Raw genomic sequence first — 20742 nt, 5'->3', positions numbered from 1 at the left:
CAGGAGACGGTAATGTCATACAGTGGCGATCGTGAATTTACTGCACCGCAGATGGCGCTGGTGCCAATGGTGGTCGAACAAACCTCGCGCGGCGAGCGTTCTTACGACATCTATTCCCGCCTGCTCAAAGAGCGTGTGATCTTCCTGACCGGCCAGGTTGAAGATCATATGGCTAACCTGATCGTGGCGCAGATGCTGTTTCTGGAAGCGGAGAATCCTGAGAAGGATATCTACCTCTACATTAACTCACCGGGTGGTGTGATTACCGCCGGTATGTCAATTTATGACACAATGAAATTCATCAAGCCTGACGTAAGCACCATTTGTATGGGCCAGGCTTGTTCGATGGGTGCGTTCCTGCTGACCGCAGGCACGAAAGGCAAACGCTTCTGCCTGCCTAACTCGCGTGTCATGATTCACCAACCGCTGGGTGGTTATCAGGGGCAGGCTACGGATATTGAAATCCATGCGCGTGAGATTCTGAAAGTTAAGCAGCGTATGAATGAGCTGATGGCTGAGCATACCGGTAAATCGCTGGAGCAGATCGAGCGCGACACTGAGCGCGATCGTTTCCTCTCTGCCAGTGAAGCGGTAGAGTATGGCCTGGTCGACTCCATTTTGACGCATCGCCAATAAGACACATCTGCCCGGCTCCTGCGCTATAGTTAACAGGACGAAGGGCAGGTGGGTTGAATGAATATCGGCCGTAAATGCACGGCCAGTGCCGTACGCCAGTATGGCCTGAGAACGAAAAGAGGTTAGCTGATGACAGATAAGCGCAAAGACGGTTCAGGTAAGTTGCTGTACTGCTCTTTTTGCGGCAAAAGCCAGCATGAAGTGCGTAAGCTGATTGCCGGGCCGTCAGTGTATATCTGCGACGAATGTGTCGATTTATGTAACGACATCATTCGCGAAGAGATTAAAGAGGTTGCCCCGCATCGCGAGCGCAGTGCGCTGCCGACGCCGCATGAAATCCGCCATCATCTCGATGATTATGTCATCGGTCAGGAAAAGGCGAAAAAGGTGCTGGCTGTGGCGGTGTACAACCACTACAAGCGTTTGCGCAATGGTGATACCAGCAATGGTATCGAGCTGGGCAAAAGTAACATTCTGCTGATCGGTCCAACCGGTAGCGGGAAAACCCTGCTGGCGGAAACGCTGGCACGTTTGCTGGATGTGCCGTTTACCATGGCCGATGCAACCACGCTGACTGAAGCGGGGTATGTGGGCGAAGATGTGGAAAACATCATCCAGAAACTGCTGCAGAAATGCGATTACGATGTGCAGAAAGCCCAGCGCGGCATTGTTTACATCGATGAAATTGACAAGATTTCACGCAAGTCTGACAACCCGTCAATCACCCGTGACGTATCGGGCGAAGGCGTGCAGCAGGCGTTGCTGAAACTGATCGAAGGCACCGTGGCTGCCGTACCGCCGCAGGGTGGCCGTAAGCACCCGCAGCAGGAATTTTTGCAGGTTGATACCTCGAAGATCCTGTTCATCTGTGGTGGCGCATTCGCCGGTCTCGACAAAGTGATTTCCCAGCGCGTAGAAACCGGTTCAGGTATTGGTTTCGGAGCGACGGTGAAAGGCAAGTCACAGAAAGCCAGCGAAGGTGAACTGCTGTCACAGGTGGAGCCAGAAGATCTGATCAAGTTCGGTCTGATTCCTGAGTTCATTGGTCGTCTGCCAGTGGTTGCTACGCTAAACGAGCTGAGTGAAGAAGCCCTGATTCAGATCCTGCGTGAGCCGAAAAATGCGCTGACCAAACAGTACCAGGCGTTGTTTAACCTGGAAGGTGTCGAGCTGGAGTTCCGTGATGAAGCGCTGACAGCGATTGCTAAGAAAGCGATGTCACGTAAAACCGGTGCGCGTGGTCTGCGTTCAATCGTGGAAGGTGCGTTACTCGAAACCATGTACGACCTGCCTTCAATGGAAGACGTGGAGAAAGTAGTGATTGATGAGTCGGTTATCGATGGTCAATCAGAGCCGATGTTGATTTATGGTAAGCATGAAGCGCAGGCTTCTGGCGAATAAATAAACAATTAAACCACGTTGTTATCTTAAAAAAGGGGAAAATCTTTCCCCTTTTGTTTTTCTCACGCCTGTGACATTGAATGTCGGATAAGCATCCCCATATACTCAATATCCTGTGGGTTTAACTGCAAATTGACTGTGTTCAGGCGGTTCCCATCACCTGGCGGACATTAAACTAAGAGAGAGCTCTATGAATCCTGAGCGTTCTGAACGCATTGAAATCCCCGTGTTGCCGTTGCGCGACGTGGTGGTTTATCCGCACATGGTAATTCCGTTGTTTGTTGGTCGGGAAAAATCGATTCGGTGCCTCGAAGCCGCGATGGATCATGATAAAAAGATCATGCTGGTTGCACAGAAAGAGGCTTCAACGGATGAACCTGGTATTAACGATCTCTTCTCTGTAGGGACCGTCGCTTCGGTATTGCAAATGCTGAAGCTGCCGGACGGCACGGTCAAAGTGCTGGTTGAAGGTTTACAGCGTGCCCATATCACCACGCTGGCAGACAACGGCGACCACTTTGTAGCCCAGGCTGAATATCTGATCTCGCCGGAAATTGAAGAGCGCGAACAGGAAGTGCTGGTCCGTACCGCTATCAATCAATTTGAAGGCTACATCAAGCTCAACAAAAAAATTCCTCCTGAGGTCCTGACCTCACTGAATAGCATTGACGATGCAGCCCGTCTGGCTGACACCGTTGCGGCGCATATGCCGTTGAAACTGGCAGACAAACAATCCGTGCTGGAGATGTCCGACGTTAACGAGCGTCTGGAATATCTGATGGCAATGATGGAGTCTGAAATCGATCTGCTGCAGGTTGAGAAGCGTATTCGCAACCGCGTGAAAAAGCAGATGGAGAAAAGCCAGCGCGAGTATTACCTGAATGAGCAGATGAAAGCGATTCAGAAAGAATTGGGCGAGATGGACGATGCGCCTGATGAATATGAAGCGCTGAAACGCAAAATCGAAGCGGCAAAAATGCCAGACGAAGCGCGCGAAAAAGCCGAAGCTGAGCTGCAGAAGCTGAAAATGATGTCACCGATGTCGGCTGAAGCAACCGTGGTACGTGGCTACATCGACTGGATGGTGCAGGTACCGTGGAATGCGCGCAGCAAAGTGAAGAAAGATCTGCGCAAAGCTCAGGAAACGCTGGATACCGATCACTACGGCCTGGAACGCGTGAAAGACCGTATCCTTGAGTATCTTGCGGTGCAAAGTCGCGTCAGCAAAATCAAAGGACCGATCCTGTGTCTGGTCGGACCGCCGGGGGTAGGTAAAACCTCTCTGGGCCAGTCTATCGCCAAAGCGACAGGCCGTAAGTATGTCCGTATGGCGCTGGGTGGCGTGCGTGATGAAGCGGAAATCCGCGGTCATCGTCGTACCTATATTGGTTCTATGCCGGGCAAACTGATCCAGAAAATGGCGAAAGTCGGGGTGAAAAACCCGCTGTTCCTGCTGGATGAGATCGACAAAATGTCTTCGGACATGCGTGGCGATCCTGCTTCTGCGCTGCTTGAGGTACTGGATCCGGAACAGAACATCGCCTTTAACGATCACTATCTCGAAGTGGATTACGATCTGTCAGACGTGATGTTCGTAGCGACCTCAAACTCAATGAACATCCCGGCGCCGCTGCTTGACCGTATGGAAGTGATTCGTCTTTCCGGTTATACCGAAGATGAAAAACTGAACATCGCGAAACAGCACCTGCTGCCGAAACAGATTGAGCGTAATGCGCTGAAAGAGAAAGAAATCAGCGTCGATGACAGCGCGATTATGGGCATCATCCGCTACTACACCCGTGAAGCTGGCGTGCGTAGCCTGGAGCGTGAACTCTCCAAATTGTGCCGTAAAGCGGTGAAAGCGTTGCTGATGGATAAAGAGAAAAAACACATCAGCATCAACGGTGACAACCTCAAAGATTTCCTTGGGGTACAACGCTTTGACTATGGCCGTGCCGACAGCGAAAACCGAGTAGGTCAGGTGACGGGTCTGGCGTGGACAGAAGTGGGTGGTGATCTGCTGACCATCGAAACCGCCTGTGTACCGGGTAAAGGTAAACTGACCTATACCGGTTCACTGGGTGAAGTGATGCAGGAATCCATCCAGGCCGCTTTGACCGTGGTTCGTGCTCGCGCTGAAAAACTGGGTATTAACGGCGATTTCTACGAGAAACGTGATATCCACGTTCACGTGCCGGAAGGTGCGACGCCGAAAGATGGTCCGAGCGCAGGTATCGCGATGTGTACTGCGCTGGTGTCCTGTCTGACCGGCAACCCGGTGCGTTCTGATGTGGCGATGACCGGTGAGATCACGCTGCGTGGTCAGGTACTGCCAATTGGTGGCTTGAAAGAGAAACTGCTGGCAGCACACCGTGGTGGCATCAAAACGGTGCTGATCCCGGATGAGAACAAACGCGATCTGGAAGAAATTCCACAGAACGTGATTGCCGATCTGACCATTCATCCGGTGAAACGCATTGAAGAGGTGCTGAACCTGGCGCTGGAAAATGCGCCTTACGGGATGCTGGTTGCGACCGCAAAATAGTGATTAACGGCAAAAACCGCTAAAAAGCGAGGCTGGCAGGCCAAATGGTGCTTGCCAGCCTTTTTTTGTGCCGCTAAGTTAGGGGGCTGCTGGATCAACGATTAAGATGAATACCGTTGTTTCGGCTCGAAAGGCTTGATATAACTGGCTGCGCGTTCGTACCCGGCGGGAAGCTCGGATACGATGTGAATAATAAAAGAGGGGATGAATAGAGTGAATAAGTCACAGTTGATCGACAAAATTGCTGCGGATGCGGATATTTCTAAAGCGGCAGCGGGACGTGTATTAGATGCATTCATGGGCTCCGTTTCTGATGCGCTGAAAGGCGGTGATGAAGTGGCACTGGTTGGTTTCGGTACTTTCTCTGTTCGTGAGCGCGCTGCTCGCACCGGCCGTAACCCGCAAACCGGTAAAGAAATCACCATTCCGGCTGGTAAAGTGCCGGGCTTCCGTGCTGGTAAGGCACTGAAAGACGCTGTCAATTAATGACTGTTGTCACATCCGTTGAAGCATTTTCTTCGATGGATTGAGGACGCAAAAGCCGTTCTCATGTAACATACGGGCACATCATTTTTGATGTGCCTTTTTTATTCTGATGCGCAGCAAAAAGCCTTTGGCTCTTGTCTCCGCAGGGTTGCCAGCTGCCAGCCTGAACTGCAGCTGCACGATGATGACATCGTGTCAGAGCTTTACATTCACACTACAGCGGAGTGTTGTCATACCATGATGGACAATTTACGTGCGGCGGGAAATCACGTCGTGCTCAAAATCATTCTGGGATTGATTATCCTGTCCTTTGTACTGACCGGGGTGGGCAACTACCTGATTGGCGGTAACAGTGATTATGCTGCCAAAGTGAACGGCCACGAAATCAGCCGGGCAGAGCTGGAACAGGCTTATAACAATGAGCGCAATCGCCAGCAACAGATGCTGGGTGATCAATTCTCGCAGCTGGCCAGCAACGAAGGCTATATGCAGCAGATGCGCCAGCAGGCGCTTTCTCAGTTGATTGATCAGGCTCTGCTTGATCAGTACATCAAAGATTTACACATTGGTATCAGCGATGACCAGGTCAAGCAGGCGATTTTCAGTCAGCAGGCTTTCCAGACCAATGGTAAGTTCGACAACGTCAAATATAACGGCCTGATCAGCAGCATGGGGTTCACCGCTGACCAATATGCTGAAGCACTGCGTAAGCAGCTGGCGACACAGCAGCTGATCAACGCTGTGGCCAACACCGATTTCATGCTGAAAGGCGAAACCAGCAAACTGGTTGACCTGGTGGCACAGCAACGTGAAATTCGTCAGGCGACGATTGATGTCAATGCGCTGGCGGCAAAACAAACCGTGACTGACGATGAAATCAGCCAGTATTACCAGCAGCATCAGAGCAGCTTTATGGCGCCTGAGCAGTTCCGTGTGAGCTATATCAAAATGGATGCTGCCAGCCTGCAGGAAACGGCCAGCGAAGCGGATATCCAGAGCTGGTTCGATCAGCACAAAGCCGATTATTCTCAGCCGCAGCGTAACCGTTACAGCGTGATTCAGACTAAAACTGAAGCAGATGCTAACGCCGTGCTGGATGCGCTGAAAAAAGGCGAAGATTTTGCGACGCTGGCGAAGAGCAAATCTATCGACCCGATCTCCGCCCGTAAAGGCGGTGACATGGGCTGGCTGGAACCGAACACTACCCCTGATGAACTCAAAAACGCCAATCTGACGGAAAAAGGTCAGCTCTCTGGTGTCATCAAGTCATCCGTGGGCTTCCTGATTGCGCGTCTGGATGACATCCAGCCGGAGCAGGTGAAACCGCTGGCAGAAGTACATGCTGCCGTTGCTGACAAAGTGAAGCAGGAAAAAGCGGTGGATGCCTTCTATAAAATGCAGCAGAAAGTCAGCGAAGCGGCCAGCAACGATAACGAATCCCTGGCGGGTGCCGCTGAGGCTTCAGGTCTGAAAGTGGTGGAGACTGACTGGTTTAGCCAGGACAGCGTACCGCAGGATCTGGATTTCGACGCGGTTAAACAGGCGATTTTCAACGGTGGTCTCGTGGGTCAGAACGGTGCGCCGGGCAATAACTCGGACATCATTTCAGTCGATGGTGATCGCGCGTTTGTACTGCGTATCAGCGAACATAAGCCAGAAGCAGTGAAACCGCTGGATCAGGTGAAAGCGCAAATCGCCGATACTCTGAAACATGATAAAGCCACGCAGCAGGCGAAAGAGCAGGCGAACAAACTGTTGGCCGATCTCAATGCCGGTAAGCAGGATGTGTTGCAGGCCGCCGGTCTGACGCTCAGCGCCAGCAAATCGGTTGATCGCAATGCGCAGGATCCGGTCGCGCAGTCAGCATTTAATCTGCCACAGCCAGCGGATAACAAACCGTCCTGGGGTGTGAGCGAAGATATGCAGGGCAATGTGGTACTGGTAGCCCTGGATAAAGTCAGCGCGGGTAGCATGCCGCAGCCGCAGATTGACCAGATGGTGAAAGGTGTGACGCAGAATAACGCGCAGATCGCCTTCGAAGCCCTGCTGGAAAACCTGCGTAAAGACGCCAAAATCAAGTACGGCGCAGCCGCACAAATGCAGTAAGCCTCGCAAAAAAAATCAGAACCGCTGAAACAACCAAAGGCCGCTTATGCGGCCTTTTCCATTTCTGATTATCCGCTTTTGAGCCTTTACCCATGCTGTGACACCCTGCATCTGCTGTTAAACACAAGGAGAGACACAGCATGGTCAAACACACTTTTCAGGTTTTATTCTTCTCGCTGGCCCTGGCTGGCACGGTCGCTACCTCCAGCCTGGCTGCGGCGGAAAGTCCCAGTGAAACTCAGGCCACACAGGTTTCGTCACCGGCAGAAGGGCAGATCAGCATCAATGAAGCCACAGCAGAGGAACTCGCCGCCGCCATGAATGGCATCGGTCTGAAGAAAGCCCAGTCCATCGTCAGCTATCGGGAACAGTACGGCCCGTTTACCGCGATTGATCAATTAAAGGAGGTGCCAGGCATTGGCAGTGCGTTGGTTGAACGTAATAGCGTCCGGCTGAAATTGTGAGAAAGCTCGCGACTCATGAAGGATGAAGCAGACCTGCATTTACGCTGTGCTATGCTCAACAGGTCCAACCAGTTGTCATTCTCAGCCTAATCAGGAGCAACAATGCAGACCACAATCAAAGTGCGCGGCTACCATCTTGATGTCTATCAGCATGTTAACAACGCGCGTTACCTGGAGTTTCTGGAGGAAGCGCGCTGGCAGTGGCTGGAAGATGTCGATGCGTTTAACTGGCTGGTACAGCAGAAACTCGCCTTTGTGGTGGTGAATATCAACATTAACTATCGCCGCCCGGCTGTGCTGGGCGACGTACTGACCATTGAGAGTGAGATTGCTCAATTGAATGGCAAGAGTGGTGTCATTTCGCAACGTGTATTGCTGGCCAGCGATGGTTCGCCGGTTGCTGATGCGGCATTAACTTTTGTTTGTATTGATTTGCGCACGCAAAAAGCAGTGCCGATGGAAGGGGAACTGCGTGAACGTCTGGCGGCACTGATGGTTTAGCTGACAGAGCTGGCGTCAGCGACGCCAGCCGATTTCGGAGGGATCAGGCCAGAGCACTTTTCTGTTTCATCTGCGCCATAATCGCCGCTGCATTCGCCTGGTAATCCGCCAGACCACGCGCACGTAAATGGCAGGCGGCACATTCGCCACAACCATCGCCTTTTACGCCGTTATAGCAGGTCAGCGTTTCAGCACGTACCAGTGGCAGTTGCTGCCAGTAGTCGGCCAGCGCCCAGGTTTCGGCTTTGTTCAGCCACATCAGCGGTGTTTCGAAACGAATATTGCGCGCCATTCCCAGACTGACGGCGTTATTCAGGGCCTTAACAAACTCATCGCGGCAGTCAGGGTAGCCGGAGAAGTCAGTTTCGCACACGCCGGTGATCACCGCTTCGGCTTCAACCTGATAGGCATAAATTGAGGCCAGCGTTAAAAACAGGATATTGCGACCCGGCACAAAGGTGCTTGGCAAACCACTGGCTTCAGGATCATAAGCCGGGACCGGGATGTTATCGCGCGTCAGGCTACTGACGGCTAATTCGTTCAGCAACGTCACATCCAGCACTTTGTGCGCCCGGGCACCGAGCTTATGTGCCAGTTCGGATGCCACCTCAATTTCTTCACGATGGCGCTGACCATAATCAAAGGTGACGCAATGCACTTCATCATATTGTTGCAACGCCTGAATTAAGCAGGTGGTGGAGTCTTGTCCGCCACTAAAAACTACAACGGCTCTTTTCATCTTTTCTTCCGTATAAAACCGAGCCGCTATGGTAATGGCTCGGGTGTGTGATGAACAGTATCGACTGCGGCTGGTGGTGGTATCCAGGCACGCGTGAAGTCGAACCAGCCCAGGCTATTGAGTTGAATGCCTTCCACGCCGGGCGGGGCTGAAATCTGGTAGCGATAATTAAATAATGGCAGCAGATAACCGGCGCGCATCAGTTGCTCAAACAGCTGGTGGCTAAGAATAGCACGCTGATCCGGGTTCTGTTGTTGAGCGATCTCGCGCAAATGTTGACGTAAATGGATGTCACTGTGCGCACCCCTGAGCGGTTGCCATACCGGATCGTTTTCCAGCCAGCTGATCAGGGTAAACAGTGGCGCATCGCCAATCAGACGATCACCCATCACCACGTCTGCATCGGCCAGCTCGCGTTCATCGCGCCAGCTTTTCACATCATGGAATATGCAGGTCAGCTGGCAACCATAGCTGGCCAGCAGGGGTTTCAGTGCTTCAGTCATCACATGAAGCTCAACCGGCAGATGATAATGCAGTGTCAGTGTGGCGGGCAGCGGCGCATTTTCTTCGGCGGGTGGGGGGACTGGCCAGCCGGGCAGCAGCTCCAGGCTTGGCGTGATGAGCCCCTCATCCAGCGGTAACTGCTGAATCATGCCGCTACGCTGAATCAGTGAAATCAGGGTTTTGGCTTGTGCTGAGCTGAGCCGGGATGAGATGCGCGGTGCCAGGTAGCAGAATCCCAGGCTGATGCTGCGATCGACCGGGCGCAGAGCATCAAGCTCGTCAGGATCACCAATAGCAATTTGCACCGGATGGCGACAACTGGTGCCAAGGGTACGATCAAACAATTGCGGGGTGATCCAGTATTCAACGGCCTGGATCAGTGGCCGTTGCAGATGCCAGCGCGGGTGGCTTTCCAGTCGCACCAGTTCATCGGTGAAATGCGCCAGTTTCCACGCACCGCTGCCGATGGTAGCAAGCTCCGGGTGTGGCAACAGGCAAAACTGATGCGCCAGTCGTTGTGGCAGCCAATAATCACTGTGGCGCAGGCGGATACGCAGCGCCAGCGGGTGAGGGGCAGTGATGCTTTCAACCGAAGCCAGCAAGCGTAATCCCGGTGCGCTACGCAGAATCTTGTGTAACTGCGTGACCAGTTGCGTGGCATACAGCGGTTCATCGTTATGCCAGCTGAGCTGCGGGCGCAGCCAGAAAAACCAGTCGCAGCCACTTTCATCATGCTGCCAGTGATGGGCTAAGTCGCCTTCAACATTATTGTCCCGAAAGCGCGTCAGCCCGGAAAAGATCTGACGGGCGAGGTGTTGTTCGGCGCGCCCGGTCAGATGCAGCGGCAGCAGCGCTTCGAGGGGCCGATAGTAAGGAATACGCAGTACCGGGGCCTGATTGAGCCATTGTCCACCCATCAATGGGCGCAGCATCGTTAGCAAATGCTCCGGTTGCACATCCAGCACCTGCAATGCCTGCGTTGCTTCCCCTGCCGCAAGTTGCTGCTGCAAAAGTTGCTGGCGTAGCTGATCCGGGGTGGTGAGAAAGGTCAGAGTTCCCTGTTTACCGCGTCCCGCAGTGCCCTGCCAGCGCAGCCAGTCGGCCTCCTGCCATTGCCGTAACAGGGTGCGGATATGGCGTTCACTGCAAAAACAGTGCTGTGCCATCGTCGCGACACTCAGATGCTGCGTTTCACCCTGGCTAAGTTGCCAGAGACGCTGAAATTGATTGACCCGATTAAGCTGGCGCATATCTAAACCCGGAACAGTTTTCTAAAAGTATTCACTATTAGTTCCGTAATTACCAGGCGATAGTAAAGGTCTCTAACCGACAGGAGAACTCGCATGGTCCGCCTCGCGGCATTTGATATGGATGGCACGCTGTTGCTGCCAACACATCGCTTAGGCAAAGAAACGCTCGCCAGTCTGCACGCCTTACACCATCGTGACGTCACGCTGACCTTTGCCACCGGACGTCATTTGCTGGATATGCAACCGGTGGTGAAGGAGCTGATTACGCTGCCTGCATGGCTGATTACCGGGAATGGCACGCGCGTGCACGATCTGGATGGCAACCTGTTATTTGGCTGCGATTTGCCGCCATCGATCGCCGAAGAGGTGCTTCATCGCCACTGGCAAACTCCCGCGTCTATCCATGTATTTAATGATGAAGGCTGGTTTACCGACAAACCGTTGCCCTTTGTACGCGAAGCGCATGTGATGAGTGGTTTCCAGTATCAGCTGCGTGACCTGAAGAAAATGTCAGCTCATGAAGTGACCAAAATCTGCTTTATTGCCCCGCATGAAACACTGCGTGCCCTGGAAATCGAACTGCGTGAAGCGCTGGGCGAACGTGCGAATATTTGTTTTTCTGCCTGGGATTGTCTGGAAGTACTGCCGTTGGGTTGCCACAAGGGTGCTGCGCTGACATGGCTGTGCCAGCACCTTTCACTGTCGTTAGCGGATTGCATGGCGTTTGGCGATGCCATGAACGATCGCGAAATGCTGGAGCAGGTAGGTAACGGCTTCATTATGGGCAACGCCATGCATCAATTGAAAGCGGTGTTGCCCCATTTACCGGTTATTGGCCATTGCGAGACACAGGCGGTGTCTCACTATTTAAATCACTGGATGACCACACCACACCTCGATTATTCCCCCGAATGCTGAGGTTTGCAGTGAACCGGACAGGATGTCCGGTTTTTTATTGCAGTTCACGCACCCACGGCGCGATATCGCCAATGTGATCAGCCACCCATTGGGGATCGTAATAGGTATCCGGATAACGCTCGCCACTGTCGCATAAAATGGTCACCAGTGACCCTTGCTCCCCCTGGGCCCGCATACGCTTCGCCACCTGCATCATGCCCCAGAAGTTAGTGCCAGTGGAAGCTCCCGGTCGGCGTCCTAAAATCTGCTCCAGTTTCAGCATCGCTGCAATGGTTGCGACGTCCGGCACTTTCATCATTTCATCAATGACATCCGGCATGAACGAGGGTTCAACGCGTGGGCGGCCAATGCCTTCAACCATGCTGCCACGTTCGCTGCGCAGCTGGTTATCACGGCTATGCCAGTAATCAAAAAAAACCGAATGCTGTGGATCGACCACCAGCAGCCGGGTGTCAAAACCCTGATAGCGAATATAACGTCCCAGGGTAGCGGAAGTACCGCCGGTGCCAGCACTCATGATCAAGGTATGCGGCACCGGGAAAGGTTCATGCGCCATCTGGCGGAAAATACTTTCGGCAATATTGTTATTACCCCGCCAGTCCGTAGCACGTTCAGCGTAGGTGAACTGGTCCATAAAATGGCCATTCAGTTCACGCGCCAGGCGCTCTGACTCGCTGTAAAGCTGGCAGGGGTCGCTGACGAAGTGACATTCGCCGCCATAAAAGCGGATCTGCTCAATTTTACGTTTGGCGGTACTGGCAGGCATCACCGCGATAAACGGCAGCCCCAGCAGACGGGCAAAATAGGCTTCCGATACCGCCGTACTGCCGGAGGAGGCTTCTATAATGGGTGTCCCTTTGCGGATCCAGCCATTCGCCAGACCATACAGAAACAGCGACCGTGCCAGACGATGCTTCAGGCTGCCGCTGGGATGGGTGCTTTCATCTTTCAGATAGAAACGAATGCCGGGGAAATCATCCAGCGTAAAGCGAATCAGGTGTGTATCAGCAGAACGCTGAATATCAGCGTTAATTTCGTTGATAGCGTGACGAATCCAGGGCGTTTGCATGCTGTGTTTCCGCAAAATTGAATGGCCACAGTGTAAGGCACTGGCAGGAAAAAGAGGTTGCTTTAATCCGGGTATAATGGCCCGATGAGAGAAAAATTTTCTCCCGGAGAGGTAAATGCTAGATAAAACTGACCGTAAACTGCTGGCATTATTGCAGCAGGACTGCACCCTGTCGCTACAGGCGCTGGCGGATGCGGTCAATCTCACCACTACACCGTGCTGGAAACGCCTGAAAAAACTGGAAGATGATGGCATTATTCGTGCGCGCGTTGCGTTGCTGGACGGGGAAAAAATCGGCCTGGCACTGACGGCGTTTATGTTTGTCAAAACCCAGCAACACAGCAGTGACTGGTACCAGCAATTTGTCAGCGTCGTCCAGCAGATGCCGGAAGTGATGGCGTTCTATCGTATGGCCGGGGAATACGACTATCTGCTGCGGATTCAGGTCGCGGATATGAAAAGTTATGATGGTTTTTATAAGCGGCTGGTGAATGGCGTACCGGGCCTGATTGATGTGACCTCCAGCTTCGCCATGGAAGAGATTAAATACACAACCGCATTGCCGGTGGCACCCTGAACGGGTAAAGAAAGAGACAGTCTTGTGCGATTATTCAGCCAGTTGAGTTGGTATTTTCTGCGTGAGTGGCGGCGATATCTGGGCGCAGTCACTTTGCTAATCATTATTGCGCTTCTGCAATTACTGCCACCGCATCTGGTGGGGGTGATTGTGGATGGCGTCACCCAACATACCTTAAGCACCGGACGGCTGATGATGTGGATCGGCGTGATGCTGATTACCGCCGTTATCGTCTATCTGCTGCGCTATGTCTGGCGCGTGTTGCTTTTTGGTGCCTCGTACCAATTGGCGGTGAAACTGCGTGAGGATTTTTATCGTCAGCTGAGTCGCCAGCATCCGGCATTTTATCTGCGCCACCGTACCGGTGATTTGATTGCCCGCGCCACCAACGATGTCGATCGCGTGGTGTTCGCCGCCGGGGAAGGGGTGCTGACACTGGTGGATTCGCTGGTGATGGGCTGTATGGTGCTGGTGGTGATGAGCGTGCAAATCAGCTGGCAGCTTACCTTACTGGCGCTGGTGCCAATGCCGATGATGGCGGTGATTATCCATCGTTACGGTAACCAGCTGCACAATCGCTTCAAACTCGCCCAGGCAGCGTTCTCCAGCCTGAACGATCAAACTCAGGAAAGCCTGACCAGCATTCGTATGATCAAAGCCTTTGGTCTGGAAGATCATCAGTCGCAGCAGTTTGCTGCTATCGCACGCGATACCGGTGAGAAAAATTTGCGGGTGGCGCGGGTGGATGCGCGTTTTGATCCCACCATTTATATCGCCATTGGTTTATCAAACCTGCTGGCGATTGGTGGCGGTAGCTGGATGGTGTGGCACGGCAGCCTGACGCTGGGACAGCTCACCAGTTTTGTCATGTATCTCGGCCTGATGATTTGGCCGATGCTGGCGTTGGCGTGGATGTTCAATATTGTCGAGCGCGGCAGCGCCGCCTGGAGTCGTATCCGCGCGCTGCTGGCAGAAGCACCGGCGGTTGAAGATGGTCAGACGGTTCTGCCACCGGAAGCGGGGAATTTGCAGGTGGCGATTCGCGAATTCCGTTATCCGGCCACGGCCGGTGTAGCACTCAGCCATGTCAATTTTCAGCTCAAGCCCGGTCAGATGCTGGGACTATGCGGGCCGACCGGATGTGGTAAAAGTACGTTACTGAGTCTGATTCAGCGCCACTTTGACCTTGAGCAGGGCGACATTCGTTATCACAACATACCGTTGCCGCAGCTGCGTATCGATAGCTGGCGCAGCCGTCTGGCGGTGGTCAGCCAGACGCCTTTCCTGTTTTCTGACACCGTAGCCAATAACCTTGCGCTGGGGCGACCTAATGCCAGCCAGCATGAGATTGAACGCGTGGCGAAAATGGCCTGTGTCCACGAGGATATCCTGCGCTTACCGCAGGGTTATGAGACTGAAGTGGGTGAACGTGGTGTCATGTTGTCGGGGGGACAGAAGCAGAGGATTGCCATTGCGCGTGCGCTGTTGCTGAATGCCGAGATCCTGATTCTGGATGATGCGCTGTCTGCCGTGGATGGGCGCACCGAACACGATATCCTGCACAACCTGCGACAGTGGGGTCAGGGGCGAACCCTGATTATCAGTGCCCATCGTTTGTCGGCACTGACGGAAGCCAGCGAAATTCTGGTGCTGCAGCAGGGCATGGTGGCACAGCGCGGCGATCACGATGAGCTGGCGGCACAAAACGGCTGGTATCGCGATATGTACCGTTACCAACAGCTGGAAGCAGCGCTGGACGAGGATGAGATCACCGAAGGAGCGAGTCGTGGCTAAATCTGTACGCTTGTGGCCCACGCTAAAACGTTTACTTTCTTACGGTAAACCCTGGCGCAAATCGTTATGGCTGGCGGTGGGGATGCTGTGGCTGGCCGCAGCGGCGGAAGTCACCGGACCGGTGCTGGTCAGTTATTTTATCGATCATCTGGTGGCGAAACATCAGATGCCGTGGGGTATTGTCGCCGGGCTGGTGGTGGGTTTTATTCTGTTGCAACTGCTGGCGGCCGGGTTGCATTATTTTCAGGCTTTGCTGTTTAACCGCGCCGCGATCGGTGTGGTACAGCAATTACGTTCTGATGTGATGAATGCCGCGTTGCGCCAGCCGCTCAGCGCCTTTGATACCCAGCCAGTGGGGCAGATTATTTCGCGTGTCACCAACGATACCGAGGTCATCCGCGATCTTTATGTCACGGTCGTGGCAACGGTGTTGCGCAGTGCCGCATTGATTGGTGCCATGCTGGTGGCGATGTTTGCTCTCGACTGGCGTATGGCGCTGGTGGCGATTGCCATTTTCCCGCTGGTTCTGGTGGTGATGCTGATTTACCAGCGTTACAGCACGCCCATTGCGCGTCGGGTACGCAGCTATCTGGCGGATATCAATAATGGCTTCAATGAAGTGATTAACGGCATGAGCGTAATCCAGCAATTTCGCCAGCAGGCGCGTTTTGGCGAACGCATGGGGGAGGCCAGCCGCTCCCACTATCTGGCTCGTATGGAGACGCTGCGACTCGATGGCTTCCTGCTTCGTCCGTTGCTGAGTTTGTTCTCTGCACTAATTTTGTGCGGCCTGCTGATGCTGTTCAGTTTTGCCACGCCCGGTGTGTTTGAAGTCGGTGTGTTGTACGCGTTTATTACCTGGCTCGGGCGTCTGAACGAGCCGTTGATCGAACTCACCACGCAGCAATCCATGCTGCAACAGGCGGTGGTCTCCGGCGAACGTATTTTTGAGCTGATGGATGCGGTCCAGCAGGATTATGGCGCGGACAACCGTCCGCTGGCGTCCGGGCGTATTGCGTTGCGTGATGTCAGTTTTGCTTACCGTGCCGATCGTGATGTGCTGAGCCGGATCGATCTGGATGTGCCTGCGCGTGGCTTTGTCGCGCTGGTGGGCCACACCGGCAGCGGCAAAAGCACGCTGGCGAATCTGCTGATGGGCTACTACCCGGTCACGCGTGGCAGTATCGAGTTGGATGGTCGGCCGTTGCCACAACTGACACATCAGGCGTTGCGCCAGGGCGTGGCCATGGTGCAGCAGGATCCGGTGGTGCTGGCCGATACCCTGCTTGCCAATGTTCGTCTTGGCCGCGATATCCCGGAAGACGCGGTATGGCAAGCGCTGGAAACGGTGCAACTTGCGCCACTGGTACGCTCGATGCCGGATGGCATCTATACCCGGCTGGGCGAGCAGGGCAATAATCTGTCAGTCGGGCAGAAGCAGTTGCTGGCACTGGCGCGGGTATTGGTGTCGCTACCGCAGATTCTGATTCTCGATGAAGCCACCGCCAATATCGATTCCGGCACCGAACAGGCTATCCAGCACGCACTGCGCGCGTTGCGCCAGCACAGCACGCTGGTGGTGATTGCGCATCGCCTTTCCACTATTACCGAAGCAGATCAGATTCTGGTGCTGCACCGTGGGCAGGTTGCCGAGCGGGGCACACACAGCGAATTGCTGGCGCAGCAGGGCCGTTACTGGCAAATGTATCAGCTGCAACAGGCAGGTGATGAACTCGCGGCGGGCATTCCCTTAGCCACTGAAGGGTGAGTTGCACCTTTTTTGAGCGCCATTATCGGATTATTCTGTACAAATGCACTTCTTTGAGGCTGTACGCACCAAAGAAGTGCAAATATTCCACTCCTTTCTTCCTTTCCTTGTTGCATTTGTGTTGTCCATCACATAACGAAGCGTGTTGCCACGCGGCTAATGCGCTGACTCTGCGGTTTTTTTATTTATGGCACACCCTTTGCTTATATCCCTGCGTGTCCGGTAAGACTTACTCATTAAATACCTGGAGGGGATCGTATGAAGCTGGTTACCGTGGTAATCAAACCATTTAAGCTGGAGGACGTGCGTGAAGCCTTATCCTCTATTGGCATTCAGGGACTGACAGTTACCGAAGTGAAGGGTTTCGGTCGCCAGAAAGGTCACGCAGAGCTTTATCGCGGTGCCGAGTACAGCGTGAACTTCCTGCCAAAAGTAAAAATTGATATCGCCATTGCTGATGATCAGCTGGATGAAGTGGTCGATGTCATCAGTAAAGCCGCTTACACCGGCAAAATTGGCGACGGTAAAATTTTCGTCGCGGAACTGCAGCGCGTTATCCGTATTCGTACTGGCGAGACCGACGAAGCAGCACTGTAACTGGGCCTTGATTGTGATGGGATGGAAAGAAATGAATAAAATGATGACGAAGTTGGGCCTGACCAGCCTGGCGCTGTTACCGTCTCTGGCCATGGCGGCAGCACCTGCCGTTGCGGATAAAGCCGATAACGCGTTTATGATGATCTGCACCGCGCTGGTGCTGTTCATGTCAATTCCTGGTATTGCCCTGTTTTACGGCGGTTTGATTCGCGGTAAAAACGTGTTGTCGATGCTGACTCAGGTAGCGGTAACCTTCTCCCTGGTCTGCGTGTTGTGGATGATTTACGGTTATTCGCTGGCCTTCAGCGAAGGTAACGCCTTCTTCGGTAGCTTCCAGTGGGCGATGCTGAAAAACATCGAGCTGAAAGCACTGATGGGGACTTTCTATCAGTACATCCACGTTGCGTTCCAGGCTTCCTTCGCCTGTATCACTGTGGGCCTGATTGTCGGTTCTATCGCTGAACGTATTCGTTTCTCTGCGGTGCTGATTTTCGTTGCGGTATGGCTGACTCTGGCCTATCTGCCGATTGCACACATGGTCTGGGCTGGCGGCTTGCTGGCGACCGATGGCGCGCTGGACTTCGCAGGCGGTACTGTGGTGCATATCAACGCCGCGGTGGCTGGTCTGGTGGGTGCTTACCTGGTGGGCAAACGTGCTGGCTTCGGTAAAGAAGCATTCAAACCGCACAACCTGCCGATGGTCTTCACCGGAACTGCGATCCTGTATGTGGGCTGGTTCGGTTTCAACGCCGGTTCTGCCTCTGCTGCGAACGAAATCGCTGCCCTGGCGTTCCTGAACACCGTGATTGCGACTGCGGGTGCGGTACTGTCATGGACCTTCGGTGAGTGGGCGCTGCGTGGCAAGCCTTCTCTGCTGGGTGCCTCTTCCGGCTTCATCGCGGGTCTGGTTGCTATCACCCCGGCGTGTGGTTATGTCGGTGTTGGTGGTGCGCTGATTATCGGCCTGGTGGGTGGTCTCGCTGGCCTGTGGGGTGTCACTACCCTGAAGAAATGGCTGCGTGTTGATGACCCGTGTGACGTGTTCGGTGTGCACGGCGTGTGTGGCATCGTAGGTTGTATCCTGACGGGTGTGTTCGCTTCCTCTTCACTGGGTGGCGTGGGTTATGCCGAAGGCGTGACTATGGGTCATCAGGTCTGGATTCAGCTGTTCAGCGTGGGTACCACCATCGTCTGGTCCGGTGTGGTTGCCTTCATTGGCTTCAAACTGGCCGATATGATTGTTGGCCTGCGTGTTCCGGAAGATCAGGAACGTGAAGGTCTGGATGTTAACAGCCACGGCGAAAACGCTTACAACCAGTAAGAGCCAGGCTGAAGAAGAGCAGTGCGCTAAAACAATAAAAAGCAGAAGGGGCGAGAAATCGCCCCTTTTTTTATGCGTCACGCTGGCGCATTACCCCTTCCTGCACCGTGGTTGCCACCAGCCGGCCATCCTGAGTAAAGAACTCTCCGCGCACAAAGCCACGCGCACCCGAAGCCGAGGTGCTGACAACGCTATACAGCAGCCATTCCGACAGATCAAACGGGCGGTGGAACCACATCGAGTGGTCGATAGTCGCTACCTGCATATCGGGCTCGAGAAAACCTTTGCCGTGCGGCTGAAGGGCGACAGGCAGGAAATTGAGGTCTGATGCATAGCCGAGCAGGTATTGATGAATCCGGCGATCCTGCGGCAACTGCCCGTTGGCGCGAACCCATACCTGACGTACCGGCTCATCGACGCGCCCTTTTAGCGGGTTGTGGATTTGTACCGGCCGGATATCCAGTGGCCGTTCGGCAAGAAATTTTTCCCGCAGCTTGCCAGGCAGATGTGCTGCCAGCTTATGTGCCAGATCCTGTTCCGATGGTAGATTATCCGGCGGCGGCACCTGCGGCATGACATTTTGATGCTCAAAACCGCTTTCCGGAGCCTGAAATGAGGCCGTCATATAGAAGATAGGTTGTCCGTTTTGCACCGCACTGACGCGGCGCGCGCTAAAGCTCTTACCATCACGCAGGGTTTCGACATCATAGATGATGGCTTTCTGGCTATCGCCCGGGCGCAGGAAGTAGCTGTGAAACGAATGGATGATACGTGCTTCCGGCACTGTCTGTTTCGCCGCATACAGGGCCTGACCAACCACCTGGCCACCAAACACCTGTCGCAGGCCGAGGTCTTCGCTCTGGCCGCGAAATAATCCCTCTTCCAGTTTTTCCAGATTCAACAAATTAAGCAGGTTGTGCAGGGCCTGGCTCATAACGGATTCCTCAGTGATACCGGTCGGGCAAGTGTGAAAGATCCGACCAGTTGTCGTCAATCTTTTTGCCGTGGTTTCAGCGATCTAAGACCAGTCTCAGGCGCAACGCGGATTTTTGTGCCAGAATTAATGACATTCGGCGGTTGAAAAGCTGCACATTATTTTTACCACCGATAATCATAGTGTTCATAAGGAGACGACATCGATGAAACTCTGGCAAATCATTAGCGGTATGACGCTGGCCGTGGCGGTTGCAGGGTGCGCGGACCACAGCAAGCCGGTAGCAACACCGACCTTAGGTGCAAGCGTCGCAGGGCAGCAATCAACCATTGCGCAGCCGAATGTGAGTGGGACCATTTATATTCGCCAGCGCATTGCATTGCCACCCGATGCAGTCCTGACGGTAACGCTGTCGGATGCTTCGATATCCGATGCGCCATCCCGAGTGCTGGCGCAGCATGTGGTACGCACCGAGGGCAAACAGGCACCGTTCCAGTTTGTGCTGCCGTTTAATCCGGCTGACATCCAGCCGAACGCCCGTATTCTGTTAAGCGCGGCGATTGCCATTGATGGCAGACTGGCGTTTATCACCGATACCGTGAAACCTGTGATTAATCAGGGGGGCACGAAGGCGGAACTGCTGTTGGTACCGACCACCAATATGGCGATGCCGACGCAGCCGGGAGCCGCGACTACGGTACCATCGACCTCACCGACGCAGATAACGCCATCTTCTTCGGTACCTGCGCCAACCAGTATGTAACATCGAAAGCGGCTTTAAGGATAAAGCCGCTCATTCAATCCTGATCCCAGCGATAACGCGCCAGTTCGATTTCCCCGGCGTCACTGACTTCAATGCCTTCGGCTTCCAGCGCGTCACGCTGACGAAACAAATCATCACCCTGGAGTGAAATACGACCATGACGGTTAAGAACGCGATGCCAGGGGAGCTGGCTACCAGGCGGCAAGCGTTTCAATACGCCGCCCACCTGACGTGCCGCACGCGGCGAACCTGCTAAGCGGGCGACATCGCCATATGTCATCACTTTCCCTGGCGGGATGGCGGCGATAATCTGCCATACGCGCTGTGGAAAGCTATCGTGCTCGCTCATTGAGGCAACTCTGAGTCATT

At 53.9% G+C, this 20742-nt stretch carries 19 protein-coding genes; 14 read left to right on the top strand and 5 right to left on the bottom strand.

Annotated elements, in window-relative coordinates; translation table 11 throughout:
• The first annotated feature begins 12 nt into the window (after positions 1 to 12).
• From clpP to PW844_RS23305, 7 genes are all read left to right on the top strand, one after another.
• On the top strand, positions 13 to 636 hold the full coding sequence (gene clpP, locus PW844_RS23335) for an ATP-dependent Clp endopeptidase proteolytic subunit ClpP (RefSeq protein ID WP_084873160.1): 624 nt from the start codon (positions 13 to 15) through the stop codon (positions 634 to 636).
• A gap of 129 nt (positions 637 to 765) precedes the next feature.
• Positions 766 to 2037 carry an ATP-dependent protease ATP-binding subunit ClpX gene (gene clpX, locus PW844_RS23330; protein WP_167136586.1) on the top strand — a complete coding sequence of 424 codons (1272 nt, stop codon included), beginning with the start codon at positions 766 to 768 and terminating at the stop codon, positions 2035 to 2037.
• A 190-nt stretch (positions 2038 to 2227) separates the two neighbouring features.
• A complete protein-coding gene (gene lon / locus PW844_RS23325; protein ID WP_084873164.1) occupies positions 2228 to 4582 on the top strand; it encodes an endopeptidase La in 2355 nt (784 codons plus the stop codon).
• Positions 4583 to 4795: 213 nt separating this feature from the next.
• The gene (hupB, locus tag PW844_RS23320) at positions 4796 to 5068 is read left to right on the top strand and encodes a nucleoid-associated protein HU-beta (protein ID WP_014606441.1); all 273 of its coding nucleotides are present in this window, start codon (positions 4796 to 4798) and stop codon (positions 5066 to 5068) included.
• 237 nt (positions 5069 to 5305) lie between these two features.
• On the top strand, positions 5306 to 7174 hold the full coding sequence (gene ppiD, locus PW844_RS23315) for a peptidylprolyl isomerase (protein WP_299456938.1): 1869 nt from the start codon (positions 5306 to 5308) through the stop codon (positions 7172 to 7174).
• Between the two features lie 140 nt (positions 7175 to 7314).
• The gene (locus PW844_RS23310) at positions 7315 to 7638 is read left to right on the top strand and encodes a helix-hairpin-helix domain-containing protein (protein WP_299456936.1); all 324 of its coding nucleotides are present in this window, start codon (positions 7315 to 7317) and stop codon (positions 7636 to 7638) included.
• Between the two features lie 102 nt (positions 7639 to 7740).
• Positions 7741 to 8139 (top strand): thioesterase family protein, encoded by a 399-nt coding sequence (locus PW844_RS23305; protein ID WP_299456934.1) that lies wholly within the window; start codon positions 7741 to 7743, stop codon positions 8137 to 8139.
• Between the two features lie 43 nt (positions 8140 to 8182).
• Here PW844_RS23305 and queC read toward each other — a convergent pair whose 3' ends face one another.
• Together queC and PW844_RS23295 are read right to left on the bottom strand one after the other, a co-directional pair.
• Positions 8183 to 8878 (bottom strand): 7-cyano-7-deazaguanine synthase QueC, encoded by a 696-nt coding sequence (gene queC / locus PW844_RS23300; RefSeq protein WP_299456933.1) that lies wholly within the window; start codon positions 8876 to 8878, stop codon positions 8183 to 8185.
• A 26-nt stretch (positions 8879 to 8904) separates the two neighbouring features.
• Positions 8905 to 10632: an SgrR family transcriptional regulator gene (locus PW844_RS23295; RefSeq protein WP_299456931.1), complete on the bottom strand. Its 1728-nt coding sequence runs from the start codon at positions 10630 to 10632 to the stop codon at positions 8905 to 8907.
• 93 nt (positions 10633 to 10725) lie between these two features.
• Between PW844_RS23295 and cof the strand changes: the two genes are divergently transcribed.
• Positions 10726 to 11550: an HMP-PP phosphatase gene (cof, locus tag PW844_RS23290; protein WP_299456929.1), complete on the top strand. Its 825-nt coding sequence runs from the start codon at positions 10726 to 10728 to the stop codon at positions 11548 to 11550.
• 34 nt (positions 11551 to 11584) lie between these two features.
• Here the strand turns inward: cof and PW844_RS23285 are convergent, their stop codons facing one another.
• Positions 11585 to 12619 carry a PLP-dependent cysteine synthase family protein gene (locus PW844_RS23285; protein ID WP_299456927.1) on the bottom strand — a complete coding sequence of 345 codons (1035 nt, stop codon included), beginning with the start codon at positions 12617 to 12619 and terminating at the stop codon, positions 11585 to 11587.
• Between the two features lie 115 nt (positions 12620 to 12734).
• On the opposite strand from PW844_RS23285, the gene PW844_RS23280 reads away from it, so the two are divergent.
• The 5 genes from PW844_RS23280 (at position 12735) to amtB (ending at position 18676) form a co-directional block, all read left to right on the top strand.
• Positions 12735 to 13196, top strand: coding sequence for an Lrp/AsnC family transcriptional regulator (locus PW844_RS23280; protein ID WP_084873177.1), 462 nt, complete (start codon positions 12735 to 12737; stop codon positions 13194 to 13196).
• Positions 13197 to 13220: 24 nt separating this feature from the next.
• Positions 13221 to 14990, top strand: coding sequence for a SmdA family multidrug ABC transporter permease/ATP-binding protein (locus PW844_RS23275; RefSeq protein WP_299456924.1), 1770 nt, complete (start codon positions 13221 to 13223; stop codon positions 14988 to 14990).
• Positions 14983 to 16758: a SmdB family multidrug efflux ABC transporter permease/ATP-binding protein gene (locus PW844_RS23270; RefSeq protein WP_299456921.1), complete on the top strand. Its 1776-nt coding sequence runs from the start codon at positions 14983 to 14985 to the stop codon at positions 16756 to 16758. Before PW844_RS23275 ends, PW844_RS23270 begins: the two co-directional genes overlap by 8 nt.
• 258 nt (positions 16759 to 17016) lie before the next feature.
• Complete coding sequence (glnK, locus tag PW844_RS23265) at positions 17017 to 17355, top strand: P-II family nitrogen regulator (protein WP_007886947.1); 339 nt, start codon at positions 17017 to 17019, stop codon at positions 17353 to 17355.
• A 31-nt stretch (positions 17356 to 17386) separates the two neighbouring features.
• Positions 17387 to 18676, top strand: coding sequence for an ammonium transporter AmtB (gene amtB, locus PW844_RS23260; protein ID WP_299456865.1), 1290 nt, complete (start codon positions 17387 to 17389; stop codon positions 18674 to 18676).
• Positions 18677 to 18746: 70 nt separating this feature from the next.
• Here amtB and tesB read toward each other — a convergent pair whose 3' ends face one another.
• Positions 18747 to 19610 carry an acyl-CoA thioesterase II gene (tesB, locus tag PW844_RS23255; RefSeq protein WP_299456863.1) on the bottom strand — a complete coding sequence of 288 codons (864 nt, stop codon included), beginning with the start codon at positions 19608 to 19610 and terminating at the stop codon, positions 18747 to 18749.
• A gap of 205 nt (positions 19611 to 19815) precedes the next feature.
• Here tesB and PW844_RS23250 point away from each other — a divergent pair, with 205 nt between their 5' ends.
• A complete protein-coding gene (locus PW844_RS23250; RefSeq protein ID WP_299456861.1) occupies positions 19816 to 20373 on the top strand; it encodes a YbaY family lipoprotein in 558 nt (185 codons plus the stop codon).
• A 34-nt stretch (positions 20374 to 20407) separates the two neighbouring features.
• On the opposite strand, the gene PW844_RS23245 is transcribed toward PW844_RS23250, so the two are convergent.
• Positions 20408 to 20722 (bottom strand): MGMT family protein, encoded by a 315-nt coding sequence (locus PW844_RS23245; protein ID WP_299456858.1) that lies wholly within the window; start codon positions 20720 to 20722, stop codon positions 20408 to 20410.
• Positions 20723 to 20742: the final 20 nt, after the last annotated feature.

The organism is Pantoea sp. (genome assembly GCF_028283705.1).
In the GTDB taxonomy this organism is placed as follows: domain Bacteria; phylum Pseudomonadota; class Gammaproteobacteria; order Enterobacterales; family Enterobacteriaceae; genus Pantoea.
Note: the sequence above shows the minus strand (reverse complement) of the source record. Positions and strands in the feature narration are given on the sequence as shown.

Coding starts and splice junctions, on each gene's coding strand:
- PW844_RS23245 (WP_299456858.1), bottom strand. CDS start 20,722: ATGAGCGAGCACGATAGCTTTCCACAGCGCGTATGGCAGATTATCGCC.
- amtB (WP_299456865.1), top strand. CDS start 17,387: ATGAATAAAATGATGACGAAGTTGGGCCTGACCAGCCTGGCGCTGTTA.
- clpX (WP_167136586.1), top strand. CDS start 766: ATGACAGATAAGCGCAAAGACGGTTCAGGTAAGTTGCTGTACTGCTCT.
- lon (WP_084873164.1), top strand. CDS start 2,228: ATGAATCCTGAGCGTTCTGAACGCATTGAAATCCCCGTGTTGCCGTTG.
- PW844_RS23280 (WP_084873177.1), top strand. CDS start 12,735: ATGCTAGATAAAACTGACCGTAAACTGCTGGCATTATTGCAGCAGGAC.
- PW844_RS23310 (WP_299456936.1), top strand. CDS start 7,315: ATGGTCAAACACACTTTTCAGGTTTTATTCTTCTCGCTGGCCCTGGCT.
- clpP (WP_084873160.1), top strand. CDS start 13: ATGTCATACAGTGGCGATCGTGAATTTACTGCACCGCAGATGGCGCTG.
- PW844_RS23285 (WP_299456927.1), bottom strand. CDS start 12,619: ATGCAAACGCCCTGGATTCGTCACGCTATCAACGAAATTAACGCTGAT.
- cof (WP_299456929.1), top strand. CDS start 10,726: ATGGTCCGCCTCGCGGCATTTGATATGGATGGCACGCTGTTGCTGCCA.
- queC (WP_299456933.1), bottom strand. CDS start 8,878: ATGAAAAGAGCCGTTGTAGTTTTTAGTGGCGGACAAGACTCCACCACC.
- glnK (WP_007886947.1), top strand. CDS start 17,017: ATGAAGCTGGTTACCGTGGTAATCAAACCATTTAAGCTGGAGGACGTG.
- PW844_RS23305 (WP_299456934.1), top strand. CDS start 7,741: ATGCAGACCACAATCAAAGTGCGCGGCTACCATCTTGATGTCTATCAG.
- PW844_RS23295 (WP_299456931.1), bottom strand. CDS start 10,632: ATGCGCCAGCTTAATCGGGTCAATCAATTTCAGCGTCTCTGGCAACTT.
- ppiD (WP_299456938.1), top strand. CDS start 5,306: ATGATGGACAATTTACGTGCGGCGGGAAATCACGTCGTGCTCAAAATC.
- PW844_RS23250 (WP_299456861.1), top strand. CDS start 19,816: ATGAAACTCTGGCAAATCATTAGCGGTATGACGCTGGCCGTGGCGGTT.
- tesB (WP_299456863.1), bottom strand. CDS start 19,610: ATGAGCCAGGCCCTGCACAACCTGCTTAATTTGTTGAATCTGGAAAAA.